The organism is Streptomyces sp. NPDC088553, from assembly GCF_044752965.1.
Lineage (GTDB): Bacteria > Actinomycetota > Actinomycetes > Streptomycetales > Streptomycetaceae > Streptomyces.
Genome location: NZ_JBIVMG010000005.1, coordinates 444,854 through 465,409, shown reverse-complemented (window position 1 = coordinate 465,409; position 20,556 = coordinate 444,854). Strand labels below are relative to the sequence as shown.

Genomic DNA, 20,556 nt, shown 5'->3' with positions numbered 1-20,556 from the left:
CGCCCCCCGTCCGTGAAGGACGGGGGGCGCTTTCTCGTGCCGCTCCTCAGACCGCCAGGAAGCGGTGGAGCGAGTCCGTGAAGGCGGTGACGAAGCGGTCGCGGGTCTCCTCGGGGACGCGGTCCAGGGAGAGATAGGGGTTGAGGTCCTCCAGTTCGACGAGGAGCAGCTCGCCGCCGGGGGCGCGACAGGCGTCCACGCGCTGGATGCCGTGGTCGAGGGTGTTCCAGTCGACGAAGCGGCGGGCGAAGGCCAGGTCGTCCTCGGTGGGCTCGTACGGCTCCAGGACCCAGCGGCGTGCGGGGTCGGGGGCGTGGAGGGCGTACTGGAAGAGGTCGTCGACGAAGTAGAAGGAGACCTCGTACCGGAAGTCGACGCGCGGCTGGACGAGGAGGCCGTCGTAGGCGAGGCCGGCGAGCTCCTCGTACGGGAGGAAGCGCAGGCCTATCGAGTCGGCGCCGGCCTTGGGCTTGACCGCGTACTCGGCGGCGGCGGGCAGCCGGTGGAGGTCCTCGGGCCGGTCGACGGTGGGGATGACGGGGTACCCGGCGGCGGTCAGGTCGAGCAGGTACTGCTTGCCCGCCATGTCGCCGCGGCCGTGGAGCGGGTTGTAGACGCGGGTGCCCGCGGCCCGGGCGCGCTCGCGGAAGGCGTCGTACTCCTTCTGGTAGCCGATGACCGGGCCGCTGTTGCGTACGACGACGGCGTCGAAGTCGTCCATGAGGGCGGCGGCGTCGAGCGGATGGCAGACCGCCAGGTCGAAGGTCTCGCGCAGCCGGGCGGTGAGGTGGATGTCCTCGTCGCAGTAGCGCCGTCCGCGGGCCGGGTAGGCGAGGTCGCTGACGTACAGAAGGCGGGGGCGGGCGGCGGGCACGGGGCGGCTCCTCGGTCGGTGGCCGCCAACCTATCGGGCGCCCGTGGAAGCCCGTACGGAACTAGTTGCGTGCGCGCACGCTCTCTGTCACAGTTGGTGCAGCGGCGGAGCTGCGCCCCAACGAAGGGCGGCGGCTTCGCCGTTCGCCGTCCGGGCGCGCTGCCGCGCCCCGCCCCTCCCGCCGGAGCGCCCCGGGCGGCCCCCCGTCCCGCACCCCTCTCCCGAGGAGAACCCGTCATGACCACTCCCCCGAGTGCTTTCCCGGACGTCGAGAAGCTGGTCGTCGACGTCCTCAAGGCCGATCCCGCCCTGGCCGGCGCGACCATCGCGGTCAACGCGCCGGCCGGCTTCGACGGCACCCAGGCCGCCGTCCTGGTGAACCGCCGCGGCGGCGCCTGGATCGGCGACCTGCACGTCGACATGCCGCTGATCGAGTTCGAGGTGTACGGGCCGACCAAGAACGCCGCCCACGTCCTCGCCAACGGCGCCCGCCGGGCCCTGCTCGCCACCATCGGCAAGCAGATCGGGGCCAACAACGTCGTCCACGACGTCGAGGAGCAGGACGGGCCGCGCTGGCTGCCCGACTACCTCTACCGGGGCGCCAACCGCTACCTGTGCGTCATCCGCCTCTCCCTGAGCGTGTTCTAGCCGCTCGCCGAGCGGCTCCGGACCGCTCACACCGAGCGCCCCCGTGCGCTCGCCCCACAGACCAGGCCCCGCCGTCCGGCGGGGCCTTTGCCGTACCCGGACCGAGGTCCGGGGCGGCAGCCCTCTCACCAAGGAGAAACACACCATGGCAGGAAACAACTCGGCCGAGATCCGCGTCGCCGGTACCGGCAAGCTCTACGTCGCCGACGTCGGCACCGCGGCCCCGACCTCCTTCGGCACCGACTCCGCCACCGACTGGGCGGGCTGGACCGACCTGGGTCTGACCACCGGGGACGGCGTCACGTTCTCGAAGAAGGACAAGCTGGAGGCCATCGACTCGTGGCAGTCGGTCTCCCCGGTCCACTACATCTACTCGAGCCGTGACCTCTCGCTGAAGTTCTCGATGCTCCAGTTCAACGAGAAGACGCTGCCGTTCTTCATGGGTGGCGGCGACGTCAAGTCGGAGGCGGCCCCGGCGGTCGACACCTACCGGTACGACATCGCCGAGCGTCCGTTCGCGGACGCCCGGGCCCTCGGCCTGGAGTTCACCGACGTCAAGGCCGGCGGCACGACCGTGGTCAAGTACCGCTTCATCATCCCGCGCGGCCAGGTCACCGCGTCCGACGACATCAAGCTGGCGCGCAAGGCCGCCTCCCAGCTGGGCATCACCTTCTCCGCCATGTCGAACGGCGACGGCAAGCCGCTGGCCACCTTCATCATGAAGGACAGCCAGTACTCCGCGACCGTCTGACCCCTTCTCCAGGGGCGGGACGGAGAGATCCGTCCCGCCCCTCTCCCGATCTCCCCTGTCTTCACCCGGAACAAGGAGTACGCATCACCATGGCCCGTTTCGACGTCAACGCCGCCCGCGCCCAGCGACAGGAGGCCCACGGCCGCGCCTGGTCCTTCGAGCTGGACGGCGAGAGCTACACCCTTCCGACCGAACTGAGCCGTGCGACGGCCAAGGCGCTGCGCAAGCTCGACGACAACGACGTGGACGGCCTGCTCGCGCTCCTGATGGGTGACAAGCAGTTCGCCGCCTTCGAGCAGCACGACGTCACCATGCAGGACATCGCCGCCATCCTGGAGGCCTACGGCAAGGAGACCGGGCTCGGCCTGGGGGAAGACTGAGCCTCGTCGAGTTCGTCGACGAACACGCCGAGGCCCTTGAGGCGGACTTCCTCCGCTACTACTCCACCGATCTCCTCGACTGGCACCGCGGCACGCTCTCCAGCCGCCGGGTCCTGACGCTGATCAAGCATCTGCCGCGGGACAGCGCCGTCCAGCGGGAGCTGCACGGCGAGGCGGCCGAGTGGTCGGTCAGCGACCACCTGCTGGCGGCCGCGGTGGACCATCTGGCCGTCTCCAACTGGATGTTCCTGTGCGTCAACGGCGGCGAGGACGGCGACCAGCCCGATCCGCCGACGCCCGTTCCCCGTCCGGGCGGCCCGAACACGGGCGCGGACGAGGACCACGACGGCGCGGACGGCACGGACATCGACGAGCAGGGGTGGAGCACGCGCGCCGAGGAGGGCGCGGCGGTGTCTCCCCACACCCTCGCCCGGTTCTTCGGGTGACCCCGCGGCCCCCGGAGGCCGTTCCCGTCAGGGAGCGGACTCCGGGGGCGCTTCCCGTGCTCGCTCGGCGGAGAGGTCCTTCTCCAGGGCCTTGGCCCGCTCGGACAGCGAGCCCCGGCGCCCCTTGCCGGGACGCGTGTCGGCGTCGCCGGCGTCCTGCTCGCGCCGGTCGGCGTGCGGGCCGTTCTGTACGGGGACCCCGGCGAGCGGCGGCACGATCGGGCGCCCGCCCTTGCCGCGTACGACCTTCCGTACGGGCTGGGCGCTCCTGCGGGTGCGGCTCTCCTGGGCGGTCAGGAGGACGTCGGGGTCCGAGCCCGGTTCGGGGCCCGAGGCGTGTTCGGGTTCCGGCTCGGGCCGCTGTTCGAACAGTTCGCGTTCCCTGCGGACGCGTTCCTCGGCCTCGACCACGGCGGCGGGCGGTTCGAGCAGCCGGGCGAACGGCAGGGCGATGACCCGGGCGCCGTCGTGTCCGCTGTCGATCCGCCGCTCGGGCCGGCGGACGCCCCGCGCCGCACCCTGGCCCTGGGTGTAGGCGTCGGCGACGCGCTTCTCGTACTCCCGTCGTATGCGCGGGAGTTCGTCCGACACGGCCTCGGCCCAGCCCGCGGTGAACGCGGCCGTCTCCCGGCGGTCGACCTCGGCCCGGGGGATCACGACGAGGTCCTCGGTGGCGTACCCGTGGACCAGGACGAGCTCGGAGAGGCGTGCGAAGAGATGGGGCAGGTCGGGGTGGGACGCGAGCCAGTCGACGACTCGCTCCCGGCGGTTGGCACCCGGCTCCGTTTCCATGCGTCAGTACTGCCTTCCAGCCCCCTGGGGTCCCCGCGCGCCCCTCGCGCCCCCCGCGCCCCGAGGTGGTCCGGTCCGGAGAGCGCCTTCCAGGTTACCCGGTCGAACACAAGCACCCTTCAGCCGCCAACACGTTCGGGAACCTGACGAGAAGACGCTCCGTCAGGTGTTTCCCGCTCGACAAACACCGAACAGATGTTCCACACTCTGTTCGCACAAGAGTTCGAACACGTGGTGCCCCCGCTCCTCACTCCGCGGCGCCGCCACGCACGCACGGGCAAGCAACCGGAAGGCAGGCGTCCATGACCCAGCAGGCCGAGGCATCGCGACCGCACATCCCTCTCCAGGACCGCCTCCGCCAGCTCCTCGACGGACCCGCCGCCCTCGACAAGAGAGCGTTGCTCGGCAGCCTGTACGCCGAGGTCTCCCGCTGCGAGACCCGCGCGTACGCGGCCGGCTGGAACGACGCGCTCGCCACGGTGCGGCGCGACTCCCGCCGGGGCGAGGACGCCTAGCCGCCGCCCGCCGCCCCCACACGAACAAGCCCCCGCCGGCACCGGCGGGGGCTTTTCGGCGCTTGGCCGTCACCGGCCGGAAGCGGAGTACACGCATGACAGACACCATCGAAGGGCTCTCCAAGGAGATCGCGGCCCTCAAGGAAGCCCTGATCACCGGCACCATCGCGGTCGACCAGAAGAAGCCCGACAACAAGGTCTCCGAGCTCAAGCAGCACCTGATCGAGCAGGCTCCGAAGCTGATCACCGAGGAGTGGTTCAAGACCCAGTTCAACGCCGAGTACTTCAAGAAGATCGAGGAGATGCACCAGGAGCTCGTCAAGGCGAAGAAGTCGGAGTGGATGGAGGCCATGGGGCTGGAGGGTTTCGCCTCCGCCGTCGAGAAGTTCCACGAGGACAGCGTCTGGTGGCCGGCCTACGCCCTGTCCGCCTTCATCGGCCTCGCCGTCCCCGCGTTCCTCCTCGCCCTCGCGTTGAACTTCAAGAACCTCCAGCGCACCATCCAGGGCGGCATCTTCAACTTCCTCGGCCGCAAGTGGCCACAGCTCCGGAACCAGATCCTCGCCCAGCGGGACGGCGGCCTCATCCCCCGCCGCCAGGACCGCGACGACGTCCGGAGGAACGAGGAAGCCTCGGCCGGCGGCATGGCCGCCATCCCCCGGAACGCGAACTTCGACAACCTGCGGGCGCAGCTCGAACGGCTCAACCCCGAGCTGCTCACGTTCAACAACCGGGCCCCCGACTTCATCAGCGGCATGCGCAAGCTGCCGAGCGCGAGCAAGGCCGGGAAGGCCGCGGAGGCGATCAAGAAGATCGCCGACGCCATCACCGGCGTCGACCACCGGTCCATGCCCCTGGTCGCCAGCGGCATGGGCAAGATCAACGGCGCCGTGCGGAACGCGGACCCCAAGAAGACCACCAAGTTCGCCGACGCCATCGGCAAGCTGAAGATCGCCATGACCGGCCTCGACGTGGACAAGGTCCCCAAGGCCGGAACCCTCGGGCAGGCGGCCGAGAAGGCCGCGCTCCTCGCCGAGAACACCGGAACCCTCGCCGCCAAGATGCGCGACTTCGCCCGGACGGTACGCGACATCAACGCGGAACTCGGCGGCGGCGCCCCCGCCTGATCCCACCCCCACGGAAGGAGGTGACCCATGTCTCTCGTCAAGAACCTGAAGAACGCGTCCAGCTCCCTCAGCAGCTTCAAAACCCAGGCCTCCGGCGCCGGATCCTCGGTCAGGAAGGTCGGGGACGCCGGGAAGGCGGCGTCCGGGCAGCTCAGGACGCTCCGCACCAACGCCCAGGGCTCCGGTACCCAGCTCAAGAACCTCAAGACCGCCTCCGAGCAGGCCGAGCGCGCCATGAAGAAGGCCGGCGACACCGCTCAGTCGGCCGGCGGCAAGCTCGGCAGGTACGAGTCCGGCGCCGGCAAGGCGGCCAAGGGCCAGGACAAGCTCAACAAGTCCATGAAGGGCAACTTCCTGGTCCGGCTGCTCGAACTCTTCATGCCGCTCATCGAGTCGATCGTCGAGATGGCGCTGCGCTCGAAGACGATGCAGACGGTCCTGAAGAAGGCGTTCAGCGCCGTCAAGACCGTGATCAGCTCCGTCATGAAGGCCATCGGGCCGATCATGCAGAAGGCCGGATCGCTGATCAAGACGGTCTGGAACGGCATCAAGAAGGCCATCTCCACCGTCGTCAAGGCCGTCGCGACCGTCATCAAGACGTACGTGAACATCTGGAAGACGGTCATCACCACGGTCATGAAGGCGATCAAGACCGTCATCAGCACGGTCTGGAACGGCATCAAGGCCGTCATCACCCCGGTGGTGAACTGGATCAAGTCCGCGATCCCGAAGGCCTTCAGCGCCGTCAAGGACAAGATGTCGTCCATCTGGAACGGCCTCAGGGACATCGCGTCCCGGGCGTTCAACGGCATCAAGGACGGCGTGAGGTCCCCGATCAACGCCGTCATCAGCCTGATCAACGGCATGATCGGCAGCCTGAACAGGGTCAAGGTCAGCGTCCCCGGCTGGGTGCCGGTCGTCGGCGGCAAGACCTTCGGCGTCAGCATCCCGACCATCCCGATGCTCGCCACCGGTGGTGTCGTCATGCCCCGCCACGGCGGTGTCCCGGCGATCCTCGCCGAGGCCGGCGAGGCCGAGGCCGTCCTCCCGCTCTCCAAGCTGGACCGGCTCCTCGCCCAGACCGCCCGCCGCGCCCGCGCGGCCCAGGGCGACCAGGCCGGCGGCACCGGCGCCGGCGCCGGCGCCGGACTGCACATCGAGCACTACCACGCGGCCCGCACCAGCGACCCGCACGCGACCGCCGACGCGCTGATGTACCTCGTGAAGGCGCGTGGAGCACGCGCGTGAGCGCCGCGGCCGTGGGCGGCCTGCCGAACTTCCGGGCGGTCGTCCCGACGGTGAACTCCCTGACCCGGGGACTCGGTGACGCGGGCGGCTCACTCCGACGCTTCTCCCAGGACGTACGGCGAGCGGCCGGCGGGGTCGGCGGCCTCGCCACCGCCCTGCGCACGACCGGCACCGCCGTCCGGAACCTCGGCCGGAACGCCTCCGGAACCGCCACCGCCATGGGCAGGATCCGCCGGTCCACCGCGCCCGCGGGCGTCCGGCGCATCGGCACCGCCGCGGGCAAGGCCCGTACCGCCGCGCGGAGGATCGGCACAGGCGGCGCCGCCGTCCTGGGCATCCTCCTGCCGCTGCTGCCCGTCACCGACGTCATCGCCGGTCTCATGGGCACCTTCGGCACCGTCATGACCGTCGCCTCCGTCGCCATGACAGGCGTCAACGTCGCCATGCGGGCCAATCCGCTCGGCTTCCTCGTCGGCCTGATCGTGCCCGTCGCGGCGTATCTGATCGAACTCGCGGTCAACTCCGAGACCGGTCAGCGGTTCATCAGGCAGGCCATGCAGCAGGCGCTCAAGGGCTTCCAGGCGGTCTGGACGTTCCTCCAGCCGGTCATGAAGCTCCTCGGCGAGGCCGTGGGCACCTACTTCAAGGCCTATCTGACCGTGTTCAAGACCGCGCTGAGGATCGTCGGCGCGGCCGTCGGCGGGATCTCCACGCTCCGCTCCGCCGTCTCCTCCGCCACGAACGCGCTCCACGGCATCGCCTCACGGACGATCGGCGGCGTCAAGAGCGCCGTCCGTCCGGTCGTCGACTGGGTCACCGACAAGGTGCCCGGCTTCTTCCGTACCGCCAAGGACGCCGTGAGCAAGGCCATGCGGGGCATCGGGGACCTGGTCAAGGGCGGCCTCAGCGCCGTCATCGGCGTCGTCAAGGGGCCGATCAACGGCCTCATCGCCTTCGCCAACTGGATCATCGACGGGCTCAACAAGCTCAGCTTCGAAATCCCCCTCACCGGCAAGAAGTTCGGCGTCGAACTCGACAGGATCCCGATGCTCGCCGACGGCGGCATCGTCTCCCCCGGCACCGCGGACGACTACCGCATCGACTCGCTCGCACAGCTGGAGAACCGCCGCGTCCCGGCCCTCACCGAGCCGCCCCGGCCTCCGCACCGCGTCCGGGACTTCCACGAGGAGCCCGGCGCGGGCCCCCGGTCGACCGCGGAGGACCTGCTCTTCCTCGCGACCGCCCATGCCTGACCGGGCCGCGCCCGAGCCGCCCGCACGTGACTCCGCCGCGCCCGTCACCCGTACGTGGCTCCGCCGCGCCCGAGCCGCCCGCACGTGACTATCCGAAGTGAGGTGACGGCCCCATGGCCGAGACCACGACCCCCTACGCCGGAAGCAGCTTCACCGCCGACCTCGCGCCCGGCTCCCTCATCACCCAGGACGGGCAGATGCAGTGGGCCGGGCTTCTCATCGGGCCCGGCACGCCGTTCGCCGTCGACAAGTCCGGCCTGTCGGGCTGGGAGGACCTGCCCGAGTACGACACCTCCGACGCCGACCGGCCGACCTCCCACGGCGCCTGGCCGGGCTCCCGGTACGCCAAGCCGCGCAAGGTCGGCGGCACGATCGTGCTGACGCCGGAGTGGAACCACGCCACCGAGGCCGTCCGCGCGCTGCGCCAGTCGCTCGCCCTGCTCGACGAGGAACGCTGGCTGACCGTCCGGCTGCACGGCGAGCTGCTCGCCGTGCGCGCCCGGATCGCGCAGCGCGTCGTCCCCGCCGACCAGGGCTTCGCCACCCAGGGCAGCTCGCGCATGTCGATCCAGTGGCTGGCCTCCGACCCGCGCCGGTACGTCGTCAACGAGCAGCTCGCCACCGCCAACCCGCCGCAGCCGGAGTCGGGCCTGACCTGGCCGCTGACCTGGCCGCTCTCCTGGGGCCGGGCGAAGAGCACAGGTGACGTCGTCGTCGAGAACATCGGCTCCGCCCCGGCGCATCCGGTGATCGTCTTCCGCGGCCCCTGCTCCATGCCGAGCGTCACCGAGCGGACCAGCCGGCGCCGGCTGCGGTACGCGATCGACCTGGCCGCGGGCGACGAGCTCGTCATCGACACGCGCGCGGGCACGGTCCTGCTGAACAACTCGGCCTCCCGGCTGCACACCGCGATGGCCGACTCCAGCCCGGAGGAGCTCTTCGTCCTCGACCCCGGCCGTACGGAGCTGTCCTTCCGGCCCGACGAGGCGACCGCGGACGCGCTGATGACCGTGCGCTGGCGCAGCGCCGAATGGTGACCGGTGCCCGGTGACCCCCTGGCGGCCGGTCACCGCCCGGTGACCGGTCGCCGACCCGTTCCTTCCCCCGCCGCCACGACCCCCTTCTCGGAGAGGTGACCCCATGACCGTACGCGCCGCTTGGCTCCAGCCCACCGGACAGACCCGCGAGGACACCCGTCTGACCCTCGCCGCCCTGCTCACCCCCAGCGGGCAGAGCGCCGAGGAGACACCACTGCGCTCGCGGCCGGGCATCGTGCCCGGCGGCTTCGTCCTCGCCGGCTCGACTCCCATGCAGTGCACGATCGGCACCGGCCGCGCGATCGTCCAGGGCAAGGACACCGCCCAGGGCGCCTACCTCGTCGCCGTCACCGCGCCGGAGATCCTCACCCTCGCGGACGGCGACCCGCAGTACGACCGGATCGACCTGATCGAACTGGCCGTGGTGGACGACGCCTACGACCGCACGGGCGCCACCGAGGCGGTGGTCCGGCTGGTCAAGGGCACCCCCGCGGCCTCCCCCAGCGCCCCGGCGAGCGGCGCCGGCAGCACGCTCCCGCTGTACACGGTCCTGGTCCGCAAGGGCACCTCCGCCGGCACCGGCGGCATCCAGTGGAGCACCGCCGATGTCACCACCACGCACTGGCCGGTCGTCGCCCTCGGCGGCATCATGCCCACCAGCGGCTACAAGGGCGCCTACGTCGGCCAGTACCGCGACGCCTCGGGCCTGCTCCAGCGCTGGGACGGCACGACCTGGGTCTCGTACCCGAAGCCCATCGGCGGCATCGCCCCCAACGGCACGGTGGCCACCGGCAGTTACACAGGCCAGTACCGGGACAACGCCGGCCTGCTCCAGCGCTGGGACGGCTCGGCCTGGCAGTTCGTCGAGGGCAAGTCGTCGATCCTCTTCAGCGTCTCGCAGACGGCGCAGTCGACCGTCCCTCCCAACATGTGGTACACGCTCACCTTCCAGTCCGTCGACGTCGACGACGCGGCCGGCTGGTCCGGCGTCTCCTACTACCGCGTCCCGCGGAGCGGCTGGTGGCGCGTCTCCGCCCATGTCGCCTGGGCCCCCGACTCCGCGTCCGGCATGCGCGGCGCCCGGATCGTGGTCGACAGCGTCGGCGTACCGCGCTGCACCTGGCTGACCCCGGCCGCCACCGGCGCCGTCGTGGTCGGCGGCCAGGGCCTGCTCAAGCTCAACGCCGGAAGCACCATCCAGGTCGCCGCCTACCAGAGCCACGACGTGGCGGTGAAGACCCTCGGCGGCTCCGGCTACGCCGGCAACCTCTCCGCCGAGTGGATCAAGTCCTGACGCCCGCCCCCTCACCTTCGATCGGAGAAACCCCATGAACCTGCGCAGCAGCTGGGTCGCCGAGACCGGCCAGACCCGCGAGGACACCCGCCTCACCCAGACCGGCGTGACCACCCTGACCAACCCCGTCCAGGTCCGCTCCGGCGTCCTGCCCGGCTCGTACGAGGGCCTGTACCGGCTGGCCGGCTTCTGGACCTACGGCTCCTCGGCGATGACCGCGACCGTCTCCGAGGGCCGGGGCGTCATCCAGGGCGAGATCTCCCAGGGCGTCTACCCGGTGACCCTGCCGACGTCCGAGACGATCACCTTCGCGCCGGGCGACGCCCAGTACGGCCGGATCGACCTGCTCGTCGTGAAGGTCTACGACAACCTCTACGACTCCTCGAACCGCAACGAGGCGAAGATCGAGATCATCCAGGGCGTCCCGGGTCAGACCCCGCAGGCGCCGGCGGTCCCGCCGCGCAGCCTCCCGCTGTACGAGGTGACCGTCCCGGCCGGCGTCAGCGCGGGCAACGGCGGCATCCCGTGGGCCTCCGCGCTCAAGGACCTGCGCACCCCGGTCGTCTCGCTCGGCGGCATCCTGCCCGTCGAGGGCCCGGTCCTGCCGGGCGCCTACCCGGGGCAGTACCAGGACTCCGGCGGCGCGCTCCAGCGCTGGGACGGCGGCGCCTGGGTGTCGTACCCGTCCGTGCTCGGCGGCATCGTCCCGAACTCGGCCTCCACCACCCCCGCCAGCTACACCGGCCAGTACCGCGACTCGGTCGACGGCCAGCTCCAGCGGTGGAACGGCTCCAGCTGGCTGCAAGCCGTACCGAGCTCGTCCTACAAGGACAACACCGACTACGGCGACACCGCGGCGACCGCGTACACCTCGACGCTCGGCGGGCGCGCCACGAACCCGCTCGCGCTCACCTTCGTCGCCCCGCCGTCGAAGAGCGTCCTCGTCACCTTCGGCGCCCGCATGAAGTCCCGGGACGACCACTACGGGTACATGGCGCTCAGGCTCACCCAGGGCGCCACCGTCGTCGACGAGCTCAACGACGAGTACGCGGCGATCGTCGCGAGCGACACCCTGGTGTCGTGCTCCGCCATGCGCCGCTTCACGAATCTGACGCCGGGCGCCGGCTACACGCTGACCGCCTACTTCCGGATCCTCGTCAACACCCTCGGCCACAAGGCGGGCTTCGACAACACCTTCATCCGCGTCGACCCGCAGTTCTGACACCGGTCCACCCACCCGACAGGAGAATCCCATGGCACTCCGCAGCGGCTGGCTGCCGCCGACCGGGCAGACCCGTGCCACCACCCGTCTCACCGCCCTCGGCGCCACCACCCCCGTCACCCCCGTCACCTCGCGCTCCGGCATCCTGCCCGGCTCGATCGACGGCAAGTACCGGGTCGGCGGTCTCTCGATGAGCTCCAACGGCCCGATGACCGCGACCGTCCACCACGGACGCGCGATCATCCAGGGAGCGCACAACCAGGGCGCCTACCCCATCACCCTCGACGAGGACACCGTCGTCACCTTCGGCGACGGCGACCCGCTCAACCCGCGCCTCGACCTGGTCGTCCTGCGCGTGTACGACGACGAGTTCGACACCCTGACCAGGAACGAGGCCGTCCTGGAGATCGTGCGGGGCCAGCCGAAGGCGACGCCGGCCGCCCCCGCCACGCCCCCGCTGTCCCTCCCCCTCTTCCTGGTGAGGGTGAAGGCGGGCGCCTCCGCCGGAACCGGCGGCATCGACTGGGCGGCCGGCGCCCTCACCGACCTGCGGACCACCCTCGTCGGCGTCGGCGGCATCCTGCCCGTCTACAACAACTCCGGGGTGCCGGGCTCGTACCCGGGCCAGTACCAGGACAACGACAACTCCCACTTCCTCCAGCGCTGGGACGGCACCTCCTGGGTCGCCTACCCCAAGGAGGTCGGCGGCATCGTCCCCACCGGGACGACGCTCACGACCGGCGGCTACGCCGGCCAGTTCCGGGACAACGCCGGCCTGCTCCAGCGCTGGAACGGCAGCGCCTGGGCCACCTACCAGCCGCCCGTGGAGGTGGAGACCCTCACGACGGGCGCGACCGCGCTCACCGGCTGGACGCTGCTCGCGTTCAACGCCCGCCGCACCCGCGGCATCGCCACCGTCACCGCCACCGTCACCCGCAGCGGCGCCGACATCTACGCCAACAGCGCCGGCAACATCACCGACGAACCGCTGCTCACGCTGCCCGCCGGCTGGCGCTCCCCGCTCGACCTGGAGGCGGCCGCAGGCGACGGCTTCGCATCCGGAGGCGCCCACTTCTCCCCCACCGGACAGGTGACGCTGCGCACCTGGTCGCCGAACGGGGCCCTCGTGGCCGGCCGAAACGTCCGCGTCTCCGCCACCTACGTGCTGTGAGGTTCCCCCGATGACACTCGACACGCCCTACCGGGCGATCTTCTGCGACCTGCTGACGGACACGACCCTGGACATCCTGCCGCTGCGGGACGTCCAGTGCGACGACTACATCGGCCGGGCCGGCTCCCTGTCCGGCACCATCCCCCTCCCCGACCGGACCATCGCCGAGCGGGCCCACAAGGTACGGGCGGGCCGCACCGCGGTCTACCTGGAGCGCGGCGGCGACCTGTGGTGGGGCGGCATCGTCTGGACGACTACCCTGCAGAGCAGCGACCGCGGGGTGATGACCCTGGGCATCCAGGCCGCCACCTTCGACTCGTACGCGACCCGGCGCCGGATCCGCAGGCCGATCACGTTCACCCAGCCGACCGACCAGCTCGACATCGCCCGCACGCTCTGGGCGGACCTCTCGGCCGGCCTGGGCAAGAGCGGCGTCGAACCCGGCACCGAGACGTCCGAGGTGCCGCGCACCGCGTCCTGGCGGCTCGGCGACGAGACCGTCTACCAGGAGGCGCTCGACCAGCTCGGCGCCCAGGAGAACGGCTTCGAGTACCAGATCCTCGTCTACCGCGACCCGGTCGACGGCCGACGCCTGCGCCAGCTGCGGCTCGGCTGGCCCAAGATCCGTACCGGCGCGACCGACATGGTCTTCGACCGGCCCGGCGCCATCCTCAGCTACTCGTTCCCCGACGACGCGACCCGCGGCGGCACCACCGCCCTGGCCCGCGGCGCCTCGACCAACAGCAACGCGGCCGCCGAGTCCCGGCCGACCGTCTCCGACGAGATGCTCAGCCCCGACCTCGGCGAATGGCCGCGGGTCGACCTCTCGTCCGACCACAACGAGATCAGCGACGTCGCCACCCTCAACTCGCTGGCCTCGGCGCAGCTCAAGGCCGCGAGCGGCTCCGTGCTGATCCCCGAGATCAGCATCCGCCTCGGCGGCATCGTCCCGCCCGCGCTCCTCGGCCGTACGGCCAGGATCCGGATCACCGACGAGTGGCACCCCCAGGGGCTCGACGCCCGCTACCGGATCATCGGCGTCAAGTTCCGGCCGCCGGAGCGCGGCCGGCCCGACACCGCCGAGCTCAGCCTTGAGGAGGCCTGATGGCCCAGCTGCCCGAGGACATCATCGACCGGCTCATCCAGATGGAGCGCCGGATCCAGGCCCTGTCCACCGCCGTGAACACCCGCCCGCCGATCACCGAGGTCGTCAACGGCTCCCTCACCGTGCGCCGGCAGCCCGACCTCGCCGACCCGACGACCTCCGTCACGCTCGCCCAGATCAACAGCAGCGGCCCCGGCTCCTCCAAGCCGGTCCTGCGGGTCAGCGACGCCTACGGCCACGAGATCCTCTCGGACGACATCCTCACCGGCGGTCTCGCCCGGCCCTGGCTGCCGATGCTCCCGCCGCAGGACTGGGCCTCCGCGAACTGGCCGGCGACCAGCGCCACCACCTGGACCACCATCGCCCACTCGCAGAACCCGATCTGGCAGCCCAAGCTGCGCCTGCGCATGGCCACCCGGGTCTCCAGCGGGGCGGCCGGCCAGATCCGGGTGATGGTCAACGGCGTCCAGTTCGGCGCGACCGTCGCCGCCGGCACCACCTTCGACCACACCGACCTGGCCACCGCGGACATGCAGGCCAACTTCGGCAAGGACCTGACGGTGGAGATCCACGGCATCGTCACCAGCGCCTCCGGCACGGTCTACGCCAAGCCGATCCTGATGCACGGCCGCCAGACCTGACCCGCCCCCCACCCCCGCACCCCTCCCCGTCCCCTCCCCGAGAGGAGCCACCGTGATCCCCGACCCGATCCACCCCTGGGGCCTCGCCATCGACTACGCGGGCCGCGGCACCGTCACCGAGAACGGACACGCCATCGGCGTCCGCCTGTACGACAACACCCTCGGCGGCCCGCTGGAGCGCGACCCGATGACCGGCGAGTACCCGGCCGTGTACGTCACCGCGCAGATCAGCGAGACCGGCGAGAGCGGCGCCTTCCTGCGGGGCTACGGCGTCGTCACCGTCAACCCGGCGAACGGCAACCCGGCCGTGCCCGACCCGACCGCCGTCCAGCGGGCCGTCGAGGCCTCGCTCACCGACTTCGAGACCCGCCGCCTCGCGTACGCGAGCCTGTGCGCCACCTGGGCCCCGGCCGCCCCCGAACCGGACCCGGAGCCCGAGCCGGCACCGGAGCCGTAACCCCCGCACCGGACCCGTACACCCGCCCCACCCGACCGCCCGCTCGCCCGCCGCGCGGGCCTTTTTCATGTCCGGAGGACACCACATGGCCACTCCTCTCCCCGCGGACCGGCTCCTCGCCGCACTCCGCGCCGAAGGCGTCACCGTCGTCGAACACCCCGGCTGGCGCTCCCACAACCGCAACCACGCCGGCGCCTGGGGCCCGGTCACCGGCGTGATGATCCACCACACCGTCAGCTCCGGCACCCGCTCCAGCGTCGAGATGTGCTTCAACGGCTACGAAGGCCTGCCCGGACCGCTCTGCCACGGCGTCATCGCCAAGGACGGCACCGTCCACCTCGTCGCCGCCGGCCGCGCCAACCACGCCGGCGGCGGCGACCCCTCCGTCCTCCAGGCCGTGATCACCGAGACGTACGGGGACCGGCCGCCGGCCCCGCGCGAACACCAGGGCAGCCACGACGCCGTCGACGGCAACTCCCGCTTCTACGGCTTCGAGTGCGTCAACCTCGGCAACGGCACCGACCCCTGGCCGGCCGCCCAGCTCGACGCGATCGAACGGGTCTCCGCCGCCCTCTGCCGGGCCCACGGCTGGGGCGCCAAGTCCGTCATCGGCCACCTGGAGTGGTCCGACTGGAAGAGCGACCCCAAGGGCTTCGGCATGCCGACCCTCCGGCAGCGCGTCCAGACCCGGCTCGCCGAGGCCCCCGCCAAGCCCGCCCCCGGCAGCGGAAAGCCCGCCGCCCCCCGCCTCCAGCCGTTCCCGGGCACCTCGTTCTTCCGCAAGGAGACGAGCTCCCCGGTCATCACGGCCATGGGCCGCCGTCTCGTCGCCGAGGGCTGCGCCGCGTACACCGTCGGCCCCGGCCCCCGCTGGAGCGAGGCCGACCGGCTCAGCTACGCGAAGTGGCAGCGCAAGCTCGGCTTCCGCGGCTCCGACGCCGACGGCATCCCCGGCGCCGCGTCCTGGAGCGCGCTCAAGGTCCCGTACACGAAGTAACCACCGCACCAGAGGAGACCCCGATGTCCGACGCCGCCCAGCGCACGGCCCGTACCGTCCTCCAGACCGCCGTCGGCATCGCCGTCGTGCTCCCCGCGATCGTCGACGCCTCCGGCGTCCCCGCGACCCTCCCCTGGGTCGCCGGCGCGCTCGCCGTCGCCGGCGGGCTGGCCCGCGTGATGGCCCTGGACCCGGTGCAGAACCTGCTCCCGTCCTGGCTCCGCACCGACGGCGGGACCCGCGGCCCGATCAGCACCCCGGCCGAGGGCGGTGCCGATGACCGATCCTGACCCGAACGACCCCGTCGCCGTCGCCCTCGAACTGGAACGGCTCCGCGGCACCCTGGAGGCCGGCTTCGCCCGGGTCGACGGCTCGCTCGCGCTGCTCGTGCAGCGCAGCGACCAGACCGACCGGCAGCTCGCCGACCACGAGGCCCGCCTCGACGACCTGGAACGCGCCCGCTGGCCGCTGACCAGCATCGCCGCACTGGCCGCGAGCGCCGGTGTGCTCGTCGCCGTCTGGGAACTCGCCGCCCGCTAGGGGTGTCCCGGCCCTGATCTCCCGGACCGGCTCCGCCCGGGTACGCCGAAGGGCGGCCACCCCATCGGGGTGACCGCCCTTCGGTCAAGCGACTCGCTTACTGGTTGTACGGACCGTAGTCGTAGTCCTCCAGCGGAACGGCCTGGCCGGAGCCCGAACCGAACGGCGAGTAGTCGATGTCGTCGTAGCCGACGGCCGAGTACATCGCGGCCTTGGCCTCCTCGGTCGGCTCCACCCGGATGTTGCGGTAGCGGGACAGACCCGTACCGGCCGGGATGAGCTTACCGATGATGACGTTCTCCTTGAGGCCGATGAGGCTGTCGGACTTGGCGTTGATCGCCGCATCCGTCAGGACTCGGGTCGTCTCCTGGAAGGAGGCGGCCGACAGCCAGGACTCCGTCGCCAGCGAGGCCTTGGTGATACCCATCAGCTGCGGACGGCCGGAGGCGGGGTGACCGCCCTCGGTGACCACACGACGGTTCTCGGTCTCGAACTTCGAGCGCTCGACGAGCTCGCCCGGCAGCAGCTCCGCGTCGCCGGACTCGATGATCGTCACACGGCGCAGCATCTGCCGGATGATGATCTCGATGTGCTTGTCGTGGATCGACACACCCTGCGAGTTGTAGACCTTCTGGACCTCGGCGACCAGGTGGACCTGGACCGCACGCTGACCGAGGATCCGCAGCACGTCGTGCGGGTTGGTGGCACCCACGGTGAGCTTCTGGCCCACCTCGACGTGGTCGCCCTCGCCCACCAGCAGACGGGCACGCTTCGAGATCGGGAACGCCGTCTCGTCGGTGCCGTCGTCCGGGGTGACGACGATCTTCTTGGTCTTCTCGGTCTCCTCGATACGGACGCGGCCGGCCGCCTCCGAGATCGGGGCGACACCCTTGGGCTGACGAGCCTCGAAGAGCTCGACGACACGGGGCAGACCCTGGGTGATGTCGTCACCGGCCACACCACCGGTGTGGAAGGTACGCATCGTCAGCTGGGTACCGGGCTCACCGATGGACTGGGCGGCGATGATGCCGACCGCCTCACCGATGTCGACCAGCTTGCCGGTGGCGAGCGAACGGCCGTAGCAGAACGCACAGGTACCGACGGCGGACTCACAGGTCAGGACCGAGCGGGTCTTGACCTCCTCGACACCGGCGCCCACGAGGGCGTCGATGAGCACGTCACCCAGGTCGACGTTGGCCGGCGCGATGACCTTGCCGTCGACGACGACGTCCTCGGCGAGCATCCGCGCGTACACGGAGGTCTCGACGTCGTCCGTCTTGCGCAGGACACCGTCGGCGCCGCGCTCGGCGATCCGCAGCTTCAGACCGCGCTCGGTGCCACAGTCCTCCTCGCGGATGATCACGTCCTGCGAGACGTCCACCAGACGACGGGTCAGGTAACCCGAGTCGGCGGTACGCAGGGCGGTGTCGGCCAGACCCTTACGGGCACCGTGCGTGGAGATGAAGTACTCCAGAACGGTGAGGCCCTCACGGAAGGACGCCTTGATGGGACGCGGGATCGTCTCGTTCTTGGCGTTCGACACCAGACCACGCATACCGGCGATCTGACGCATCTGCATCATGTTTCCTCGGGCACCCGAGTCAACCATCATGAAGATGGGGTTCGTCTTCGGGAAGTTCGCGTTCATCGCCTCGGCAACCTCGTTGGTCGCCTTGGTCCAGATCGCGATGAGCTCCTGAGTGCGCTCTTCCTTCGTGATGAGACCGCGCTCGTACTGCTTCTGGACCTTCTCGTCCTGCTCCTCGTAGCCCTTGACGATGGCCTTCTTGGCCTCGGGCACGACGACGTCGGAGATGGCCACGGTGACACCGGAACGGGTCGCCCAGTAGAAGCCCGCCGCCTTCAGGTTGTCGAGCGTCGCCGCCACGATGACCTTGGGGTAGCGCTCGGCGAGGTCGTTGACGATCTCGGAGAGCTGCTTCTTGCCGACGGAGTAGTCGACGAACGGGTAGTCCTCGGGCAGCAGCTCGTTGAAGAGCGCGCGGCCCAGCGAGGTGCGCAGGCGGAACGAGTCACCCTGCTGCCACTCCGGCTCGCCCTCCTCGGTGACCGGGGGAACCCAGCCACGCGGAGCGACGGTGCCGACGGGGAAGCGGATGTCGATCTGCGACTGCAGCGCGAGCTCGCCGGCGTCGAACGCCATGATCGCCTCGGCCGTGGAGCCGAACGCGCGGCCCTCGCCCTTGGTGTCACGGAGCTCACCGTCGGTGGTCAGGAAGAACAGACCGAGGACCATGTCCTGGGTCGGCATCGTGACCGGACGGCCGTCGGCCGGCTTCAGGATGTTGTTCGAGGACAGCATCAGGATGCGGGCCTCGGCCTGCGCCTCCGCGGAGAGCGGCAGGTGCACGGCCATCTGGTCACCGTCGAAGTCCGCGTTGAACGCGGTGCAGACGAGCGGGTGGATCTGGATGGCCTTGCCCTCGACCAGCTGGGGCTCGAAGGCCTGGATGCCGAGGCGGTGCAGCGTGGGCGCACGGTTCAGCAGAACCGGGTGCTCGGCGATGACCTCTTCGAGGACGTCGTACACGACCGTGCGGCCGCGCTCGACCATCCGCTTGGCGCTCTTGATGTTCTGCGCGTGGTTCAGGTCGACCAGGCGCTTCATCACGAACGGCTTGAAGAGCTCCAGCGCCATGGCCTTCGGCAGACCGCACTGGTGCAGCTTCAGCTGCGGACCGACGACGATGACGGAACGCGCGGAGTAGTCCACACGCTTACCGAGCAGGTTCTGACGGAAACGACCCTGCTTACCCTTCAGCATGTCGCTGAGGGACTTCAGCGGACGGTTGCCGGGGCCCGTGACCGGGCGACCACGACGGCCGTTGTCGAAGAGGGCGTCGACCGCCTCCTGGAGCATCCGCTTCTCGTTGTTCACGATGATCTCGGGGGCACCGAGGTCGAGCAGACGCTTCAGACGGTTGTTGCGGTTGATCACGCGGCGGTACAGGTCGTTCAGGTCGGAGGTCGCGAAGCGGCCACCGTCCAGCTGCACCATCGGACGCAGGTCCGGCGGGATGACCGGCACGCAGTCGAGAACCATGCCCTTGGGGCTGTTCGCGGTCTGCAGGAACGCGGAGACGACCTTGAGGCGCTTGAGCGCACGGGTCTTCTTCTGGCCCTTGCCGGTACGGATGATCTCGCGGAGGCGCTCGGCCTCCTCCTCCAGGTCGAAGGACTCCAGGCGCTTCTGCAGCGCCGCGGCACCCATCGAACCGTCGAAGTACGTGCCGAAGCGGTCACGCAGCTCGCGGTAGAGGAGCTCGTCGCCCTCCAGGTCCTGGACCTTGAGGTTCTTGAAGCGCGACCAGACCTCGTCCAGACGGTCGATCTCGCGCTGCGCACGGTCGCGCAGCTGCTTCATCTCGCGCTCGGCACCCTCGCGCACCTTGCGGCGCACGTCGGCCTTGGCGCCCTCGGCCTCGAGCTCGCCGAGGTCGTTCTCGAGCTTCTTGGCGCGGGCCTCCAGGTCGGAGTCGCGACGGTTCTCGATCTGCTGACGCTCGACGGAGACGTGCGCCTCCAGCGAGGGCAGGTCACGCGTACGACGCTCGTCGTCGACGTACGTGATCATGTACGCCGCGAAGTAGATGACCTTCTCGAGGTCCTTCGGGGCGAGGTCGAGCAGGTAGCCAAGACGCGACGGAACGCCCTTGAAGTACCAGATGTGGGTGACGGGAGCGGCGAGCTCGATGTGGCCCATCCGCTCACGGCGCACCTTCGCGCGGGTGACCTCGACGCCACACCGCTCACAGATGATGCCCTTGAAGCGGACACGCTTGTACTTGCCGCAGTAGCACTCCCAGTCCCGGGTCGGACCGAAGATCTTCTCGCAGAAGAGTCCGTCCTTCTCGGGCTTGAGCGTGCGGTAGTTGATGGTCTCCGGCTTCTTGACCTCGCCGTGGCTCCACTGACGGATGTCGTCAGCGGTGGCCAGACCGATCCGGAGCTCGTCGAAGAAGTTGACGTCGAGCACTATGCGTCAATCCCTCTCAGGGTTGTAAGGCTTGGGGTCTGATACGGGGGTCCTGGGGCCG

21 protein-coding genes are annotated in these 20,556 nt (G+C 70.6%); 18 read left to right on the top strand and 3 right to left on the bottom strand.

Annotation, left to right across the window (positions count from 1 at the left end):
• Positions 1–46: 46 nt before the first annotated feature.
• Positions 47–874 carry a hypothetical protein gene (locus tag ACIP8Z_RS18915; protein WP_402084745.1) on the bottom strand — a complete coding sequence of 276 codons (828 nt, stop codon included), beginning with the start codon at positions 872–874 and terminating at the stop codon, positions 47–49.
• A gap of 237 nt (positions 875–1,111) precedes the next feature.
• Here ACIP8Z_RS18915 and ACIP8Z_RS18910 point away from each other — a divergent pair, with 237 nt between their 5' ends.
• The 4 genes from ACIP8Z_RS18910 (at position 1,112) to ACIP8Z_RS18895 (ending at position 3,099) form a co-directional block, all read left to right on the top strand.
• Positions 1,112–1,522 (top strand): hypothetical protein, encoded by a 411-nt coding sequence (locus ACIP8Z_RS18910; protein WP_189831632.1) that lies wholly within the window; start codon positions 1,112–1,114, stop codon positions 1,520–1,522.
• Between the two features lie 145 nt (positions 1,523–1,667).
• Positions 1,668–2,273 carry a phage tail protein gene (locus ACIP8Z_RS18905; RefSeq protein WP_402084743.1) on the top strand — a complete coding sequence of 202 codons (606 nt, stop codon included), beginning with the start codon at positions 1,668–1,670 and terminating at the stop codon, positions 2,271–2,273.
• Positions 2,274–2,362: 89 nt separating this feature from the next.
• Positions 2,363–2,653 carry a hypothetical protein gene (locus ACIP8Z_RS18900; protein WP_319310673.1) on the top strand — a complete coding sequence of 97 codons (291 nt, stop codon included), beginning with the start codon at positions 2,363–2,365 and terminating at the stop codon, positions 2,651–2,653.
• Between the two features lie 215 nt (positions 2,654–2,868).
• A complete protein-coding gene (locus ACIP8Z_RS18895; protein ID WP_402084741.1) occupies positions 2,869–3,099 on the top strand; it encodes a hypothetical protein in 231 nt (76 codons plus the stop codon).
• A gap of 27 nt (positions 3,100–3,126) precedes the next feature.
• Here ACIP8Z_RS18895 and ACIP8Z_RS18890 read toward each other — a convergent pair whose 3' ends face one another.
• The gene (locus ACIP8Z_RS18890) at positions 3,127–3,891 is read right to left on the bottom strand and encodes a hypothetical protein (protein WP_402084739.1); all 765 of its coding nucleotides are present in this window, start codon (positions 3,889–3,891) and stop codon (positions 3,127–3,129) included.
• A 302-nt stretch (positions 3,892–4,193) separates the two neighbouring features.
• Here ACIP8Z_RS18890 and ACIP8Z_RS18885 point away from each other — a divergent pair, with 302 nt between their 5' ends.
• The 14 genes from ACIP8Z_RS18885 to ACIP8Z_RS18820 all read left to right on the top strand — a co-directional run bounded on the left by ACIP8Z_RS18885 (position 4,194) and on the right by ACIP8Z_RS18820 (position 16,498).
• Positions 4,194–4,406 carry a hypothetical protein gene (locus ACIP8Z_RS18885; protein ID WP_402084737.1) on the top strand — a complete coding sequence of 71 codons (213 nt, stop codon included), beginning with the start codon at positions 4,194–4,196 and terminating at the stop codon, positions 4,404–4,406.
• Between the two features lie 95 nt (positions 4,407–4,501).
• Positions 4,502–5,533 (top strand): hypothetical protein, encoded by a 1,032-nt coding sequence (locus ACIP8Z_RS18880; protein WP_402084734.1) that lies wholly within the window; start codon positions 4,502–4,504, stop codon positions 5,531–5,533.
• Between the two features lie 27 nt (positions 5,534–5,560).
• Positions 5,561–6,781, top strand: a complete 1,221-nt coding sequence (locus ACIP8Z_RS18875) for a phage tail protein (RefSeq protein ID WP_402084732.1) — start codon at positions 5,561–5,563, stop codon at positions 6,779–6,781.
• Positions 6,778–8,034: a tape-measure protein gene (locus tag ACIP8Z_RS18870; RefSeq protein ID WP_402084729.1), complete on the top strand. Its 1,257-nt coding sequence runs from the start codon at positions 6,778–6,780 to the stop codon at positions 8,032–8,034. Before ACIP8Z_RS18875 ends, ACIP8Z_RS18870 begins: the two co-directional genes overlap by 4 nt.
• 113 nt (positions 8,035–8,147) lie before the next feature.
• Entirely contained in the window at positions 8,148–9,071 is a 924-nt protein-coding gene (locus ACIP8Z_RS18865) for a phage distal tail protein (RefSeq protein ID WP_319310684.1), read from the top strand.
• Positions 9,072–9,174: 103 nt separating this feature from the next.
• Positions 9,175–10,365 carry a hypothetical protein gene (locus ACIP8Z_RS18860; protein WP_402084726.1) on the top strand — a complete coding sequence of 397 codons (1,191 nt, stop codon included), beginning with the start codon at positions 9,175–9,177 and terminating at the stop codon, positions 10,363–10,365.
• 34 nt (positions 10,366–10,399) lie between these two features.
• Positions 10,400–11,587 carry a hypothetical protein gene (locus tag ACIP8Z_RS18855; RefSeq protein ID WP_402084723.1) on the top strand — a complete coding sequence of 396 codons (1,188 nt, stop codon included), beginning with the start codon at positions 10,400–10,402 and terminating at the stop codon, positions 11,585–11,587.
• 31 nt (positions 11,588–11,618) lie between these two features.
• Positions 11,619–12,758, top strand: a complete 1,140-nt coding sequence (locus tag ACIP8Z_RS18850; protein ID WP_402084720.1) for a hypothetical protein — start codon at positions 11,619–11,621, stop codon at positions 12,756–12,758.
• 10 nt (positions 12,759–12,768) lie between these two features.
• Positions 12,769–13,863, top strand: coding sequence for a hypothetical protein (locus tag ACIP8Z_RS18845; protein ID WP_402084718.1), 1,095 nt, complete (start codon positions 12,769–12,771; stop codon positions 13,861–13,863).
• Positions 13,863–14,504 carry a hypothetical protein gene (locus tag ACIP8Z_RS18840; protein WP_402084715.1) on the top strand — a complete coding sequence of 214 codons (642 nt, stop codon included), beginning with the start codon at positions 13,863–13,865 and terminating at the stop codon, positions 14,502–14,504. Before ACIP8Z_RS18845 ends, ACIP8Z_RS18840 begins: the two co-directional genes overlap by 1 nt.
• Before the next feature lie 52 nt (positions 14,505–14,556).
• Complete coding sequence (locus tag ACIP8Z_RS18835) at positions 14,557–14,961, top strand: ATP-binding protein (RefSeq protein ID WP_402084713.1); 405 nt, start codon at positions 14,557–14,559, stop codon at positions 14,959–14,961.
• Between the two features lie 85 nt (positions 14,962–15,046).
• A complete protein-coding gene (locus tag ACIP8Z_RS18830; RefSeq protein WP_402084711.1) occupies positions 15,047–15,958 on the top strand; it encodes a peptidoglycan-binding protein in 912 nt (303 codons plus the stop codon).
• A gap of 23 nt (positions 15,959–15,981) precedes the next feature.
• Positions 15,982–16,248 (top strand): hypothetical protein, encoded by a 267-nt coding sequence (locus ACIP8Z_RS18825; protein WP_402084708.1) that lies wholly within the window; start codon positions 15,982–15,984, stop codon positions 16,246–16,248.
• Positions 16,235–16,498 (top strand): hypothetical protein, encoded by a 264-nt coding sequence (locus ACIP8Z_RS18820; protein WP_030318708.1) that lies wholly within the window; start codon positions 16,235–16,237, stop codon positions 16,496–16,498. Before ACIP8Z_RS18825 ends, ACIP8Z_RS18820 begins: the two co-directional genes overlap by 14 nt.
• Before the next feature lie 97 nt (positions 16,499–16,595).
• Here the strand turns inward: ACIP8Z_RS18820 and ACIP8Z_RS18815 are convergent, their stop codons facing one another.
• Entirely contained in the window at positions 16,596–20,495 is a 3,900-nt protein-coding gene (locus tag ACIP8Z_RS18815; RefSeq protein WP_015035542.1) for a DNA-directed RNA polymerase subunit beta', read from the bottom strand.
• Positions 20,496–20,556 lie beyond the last annotated feature (61 nt).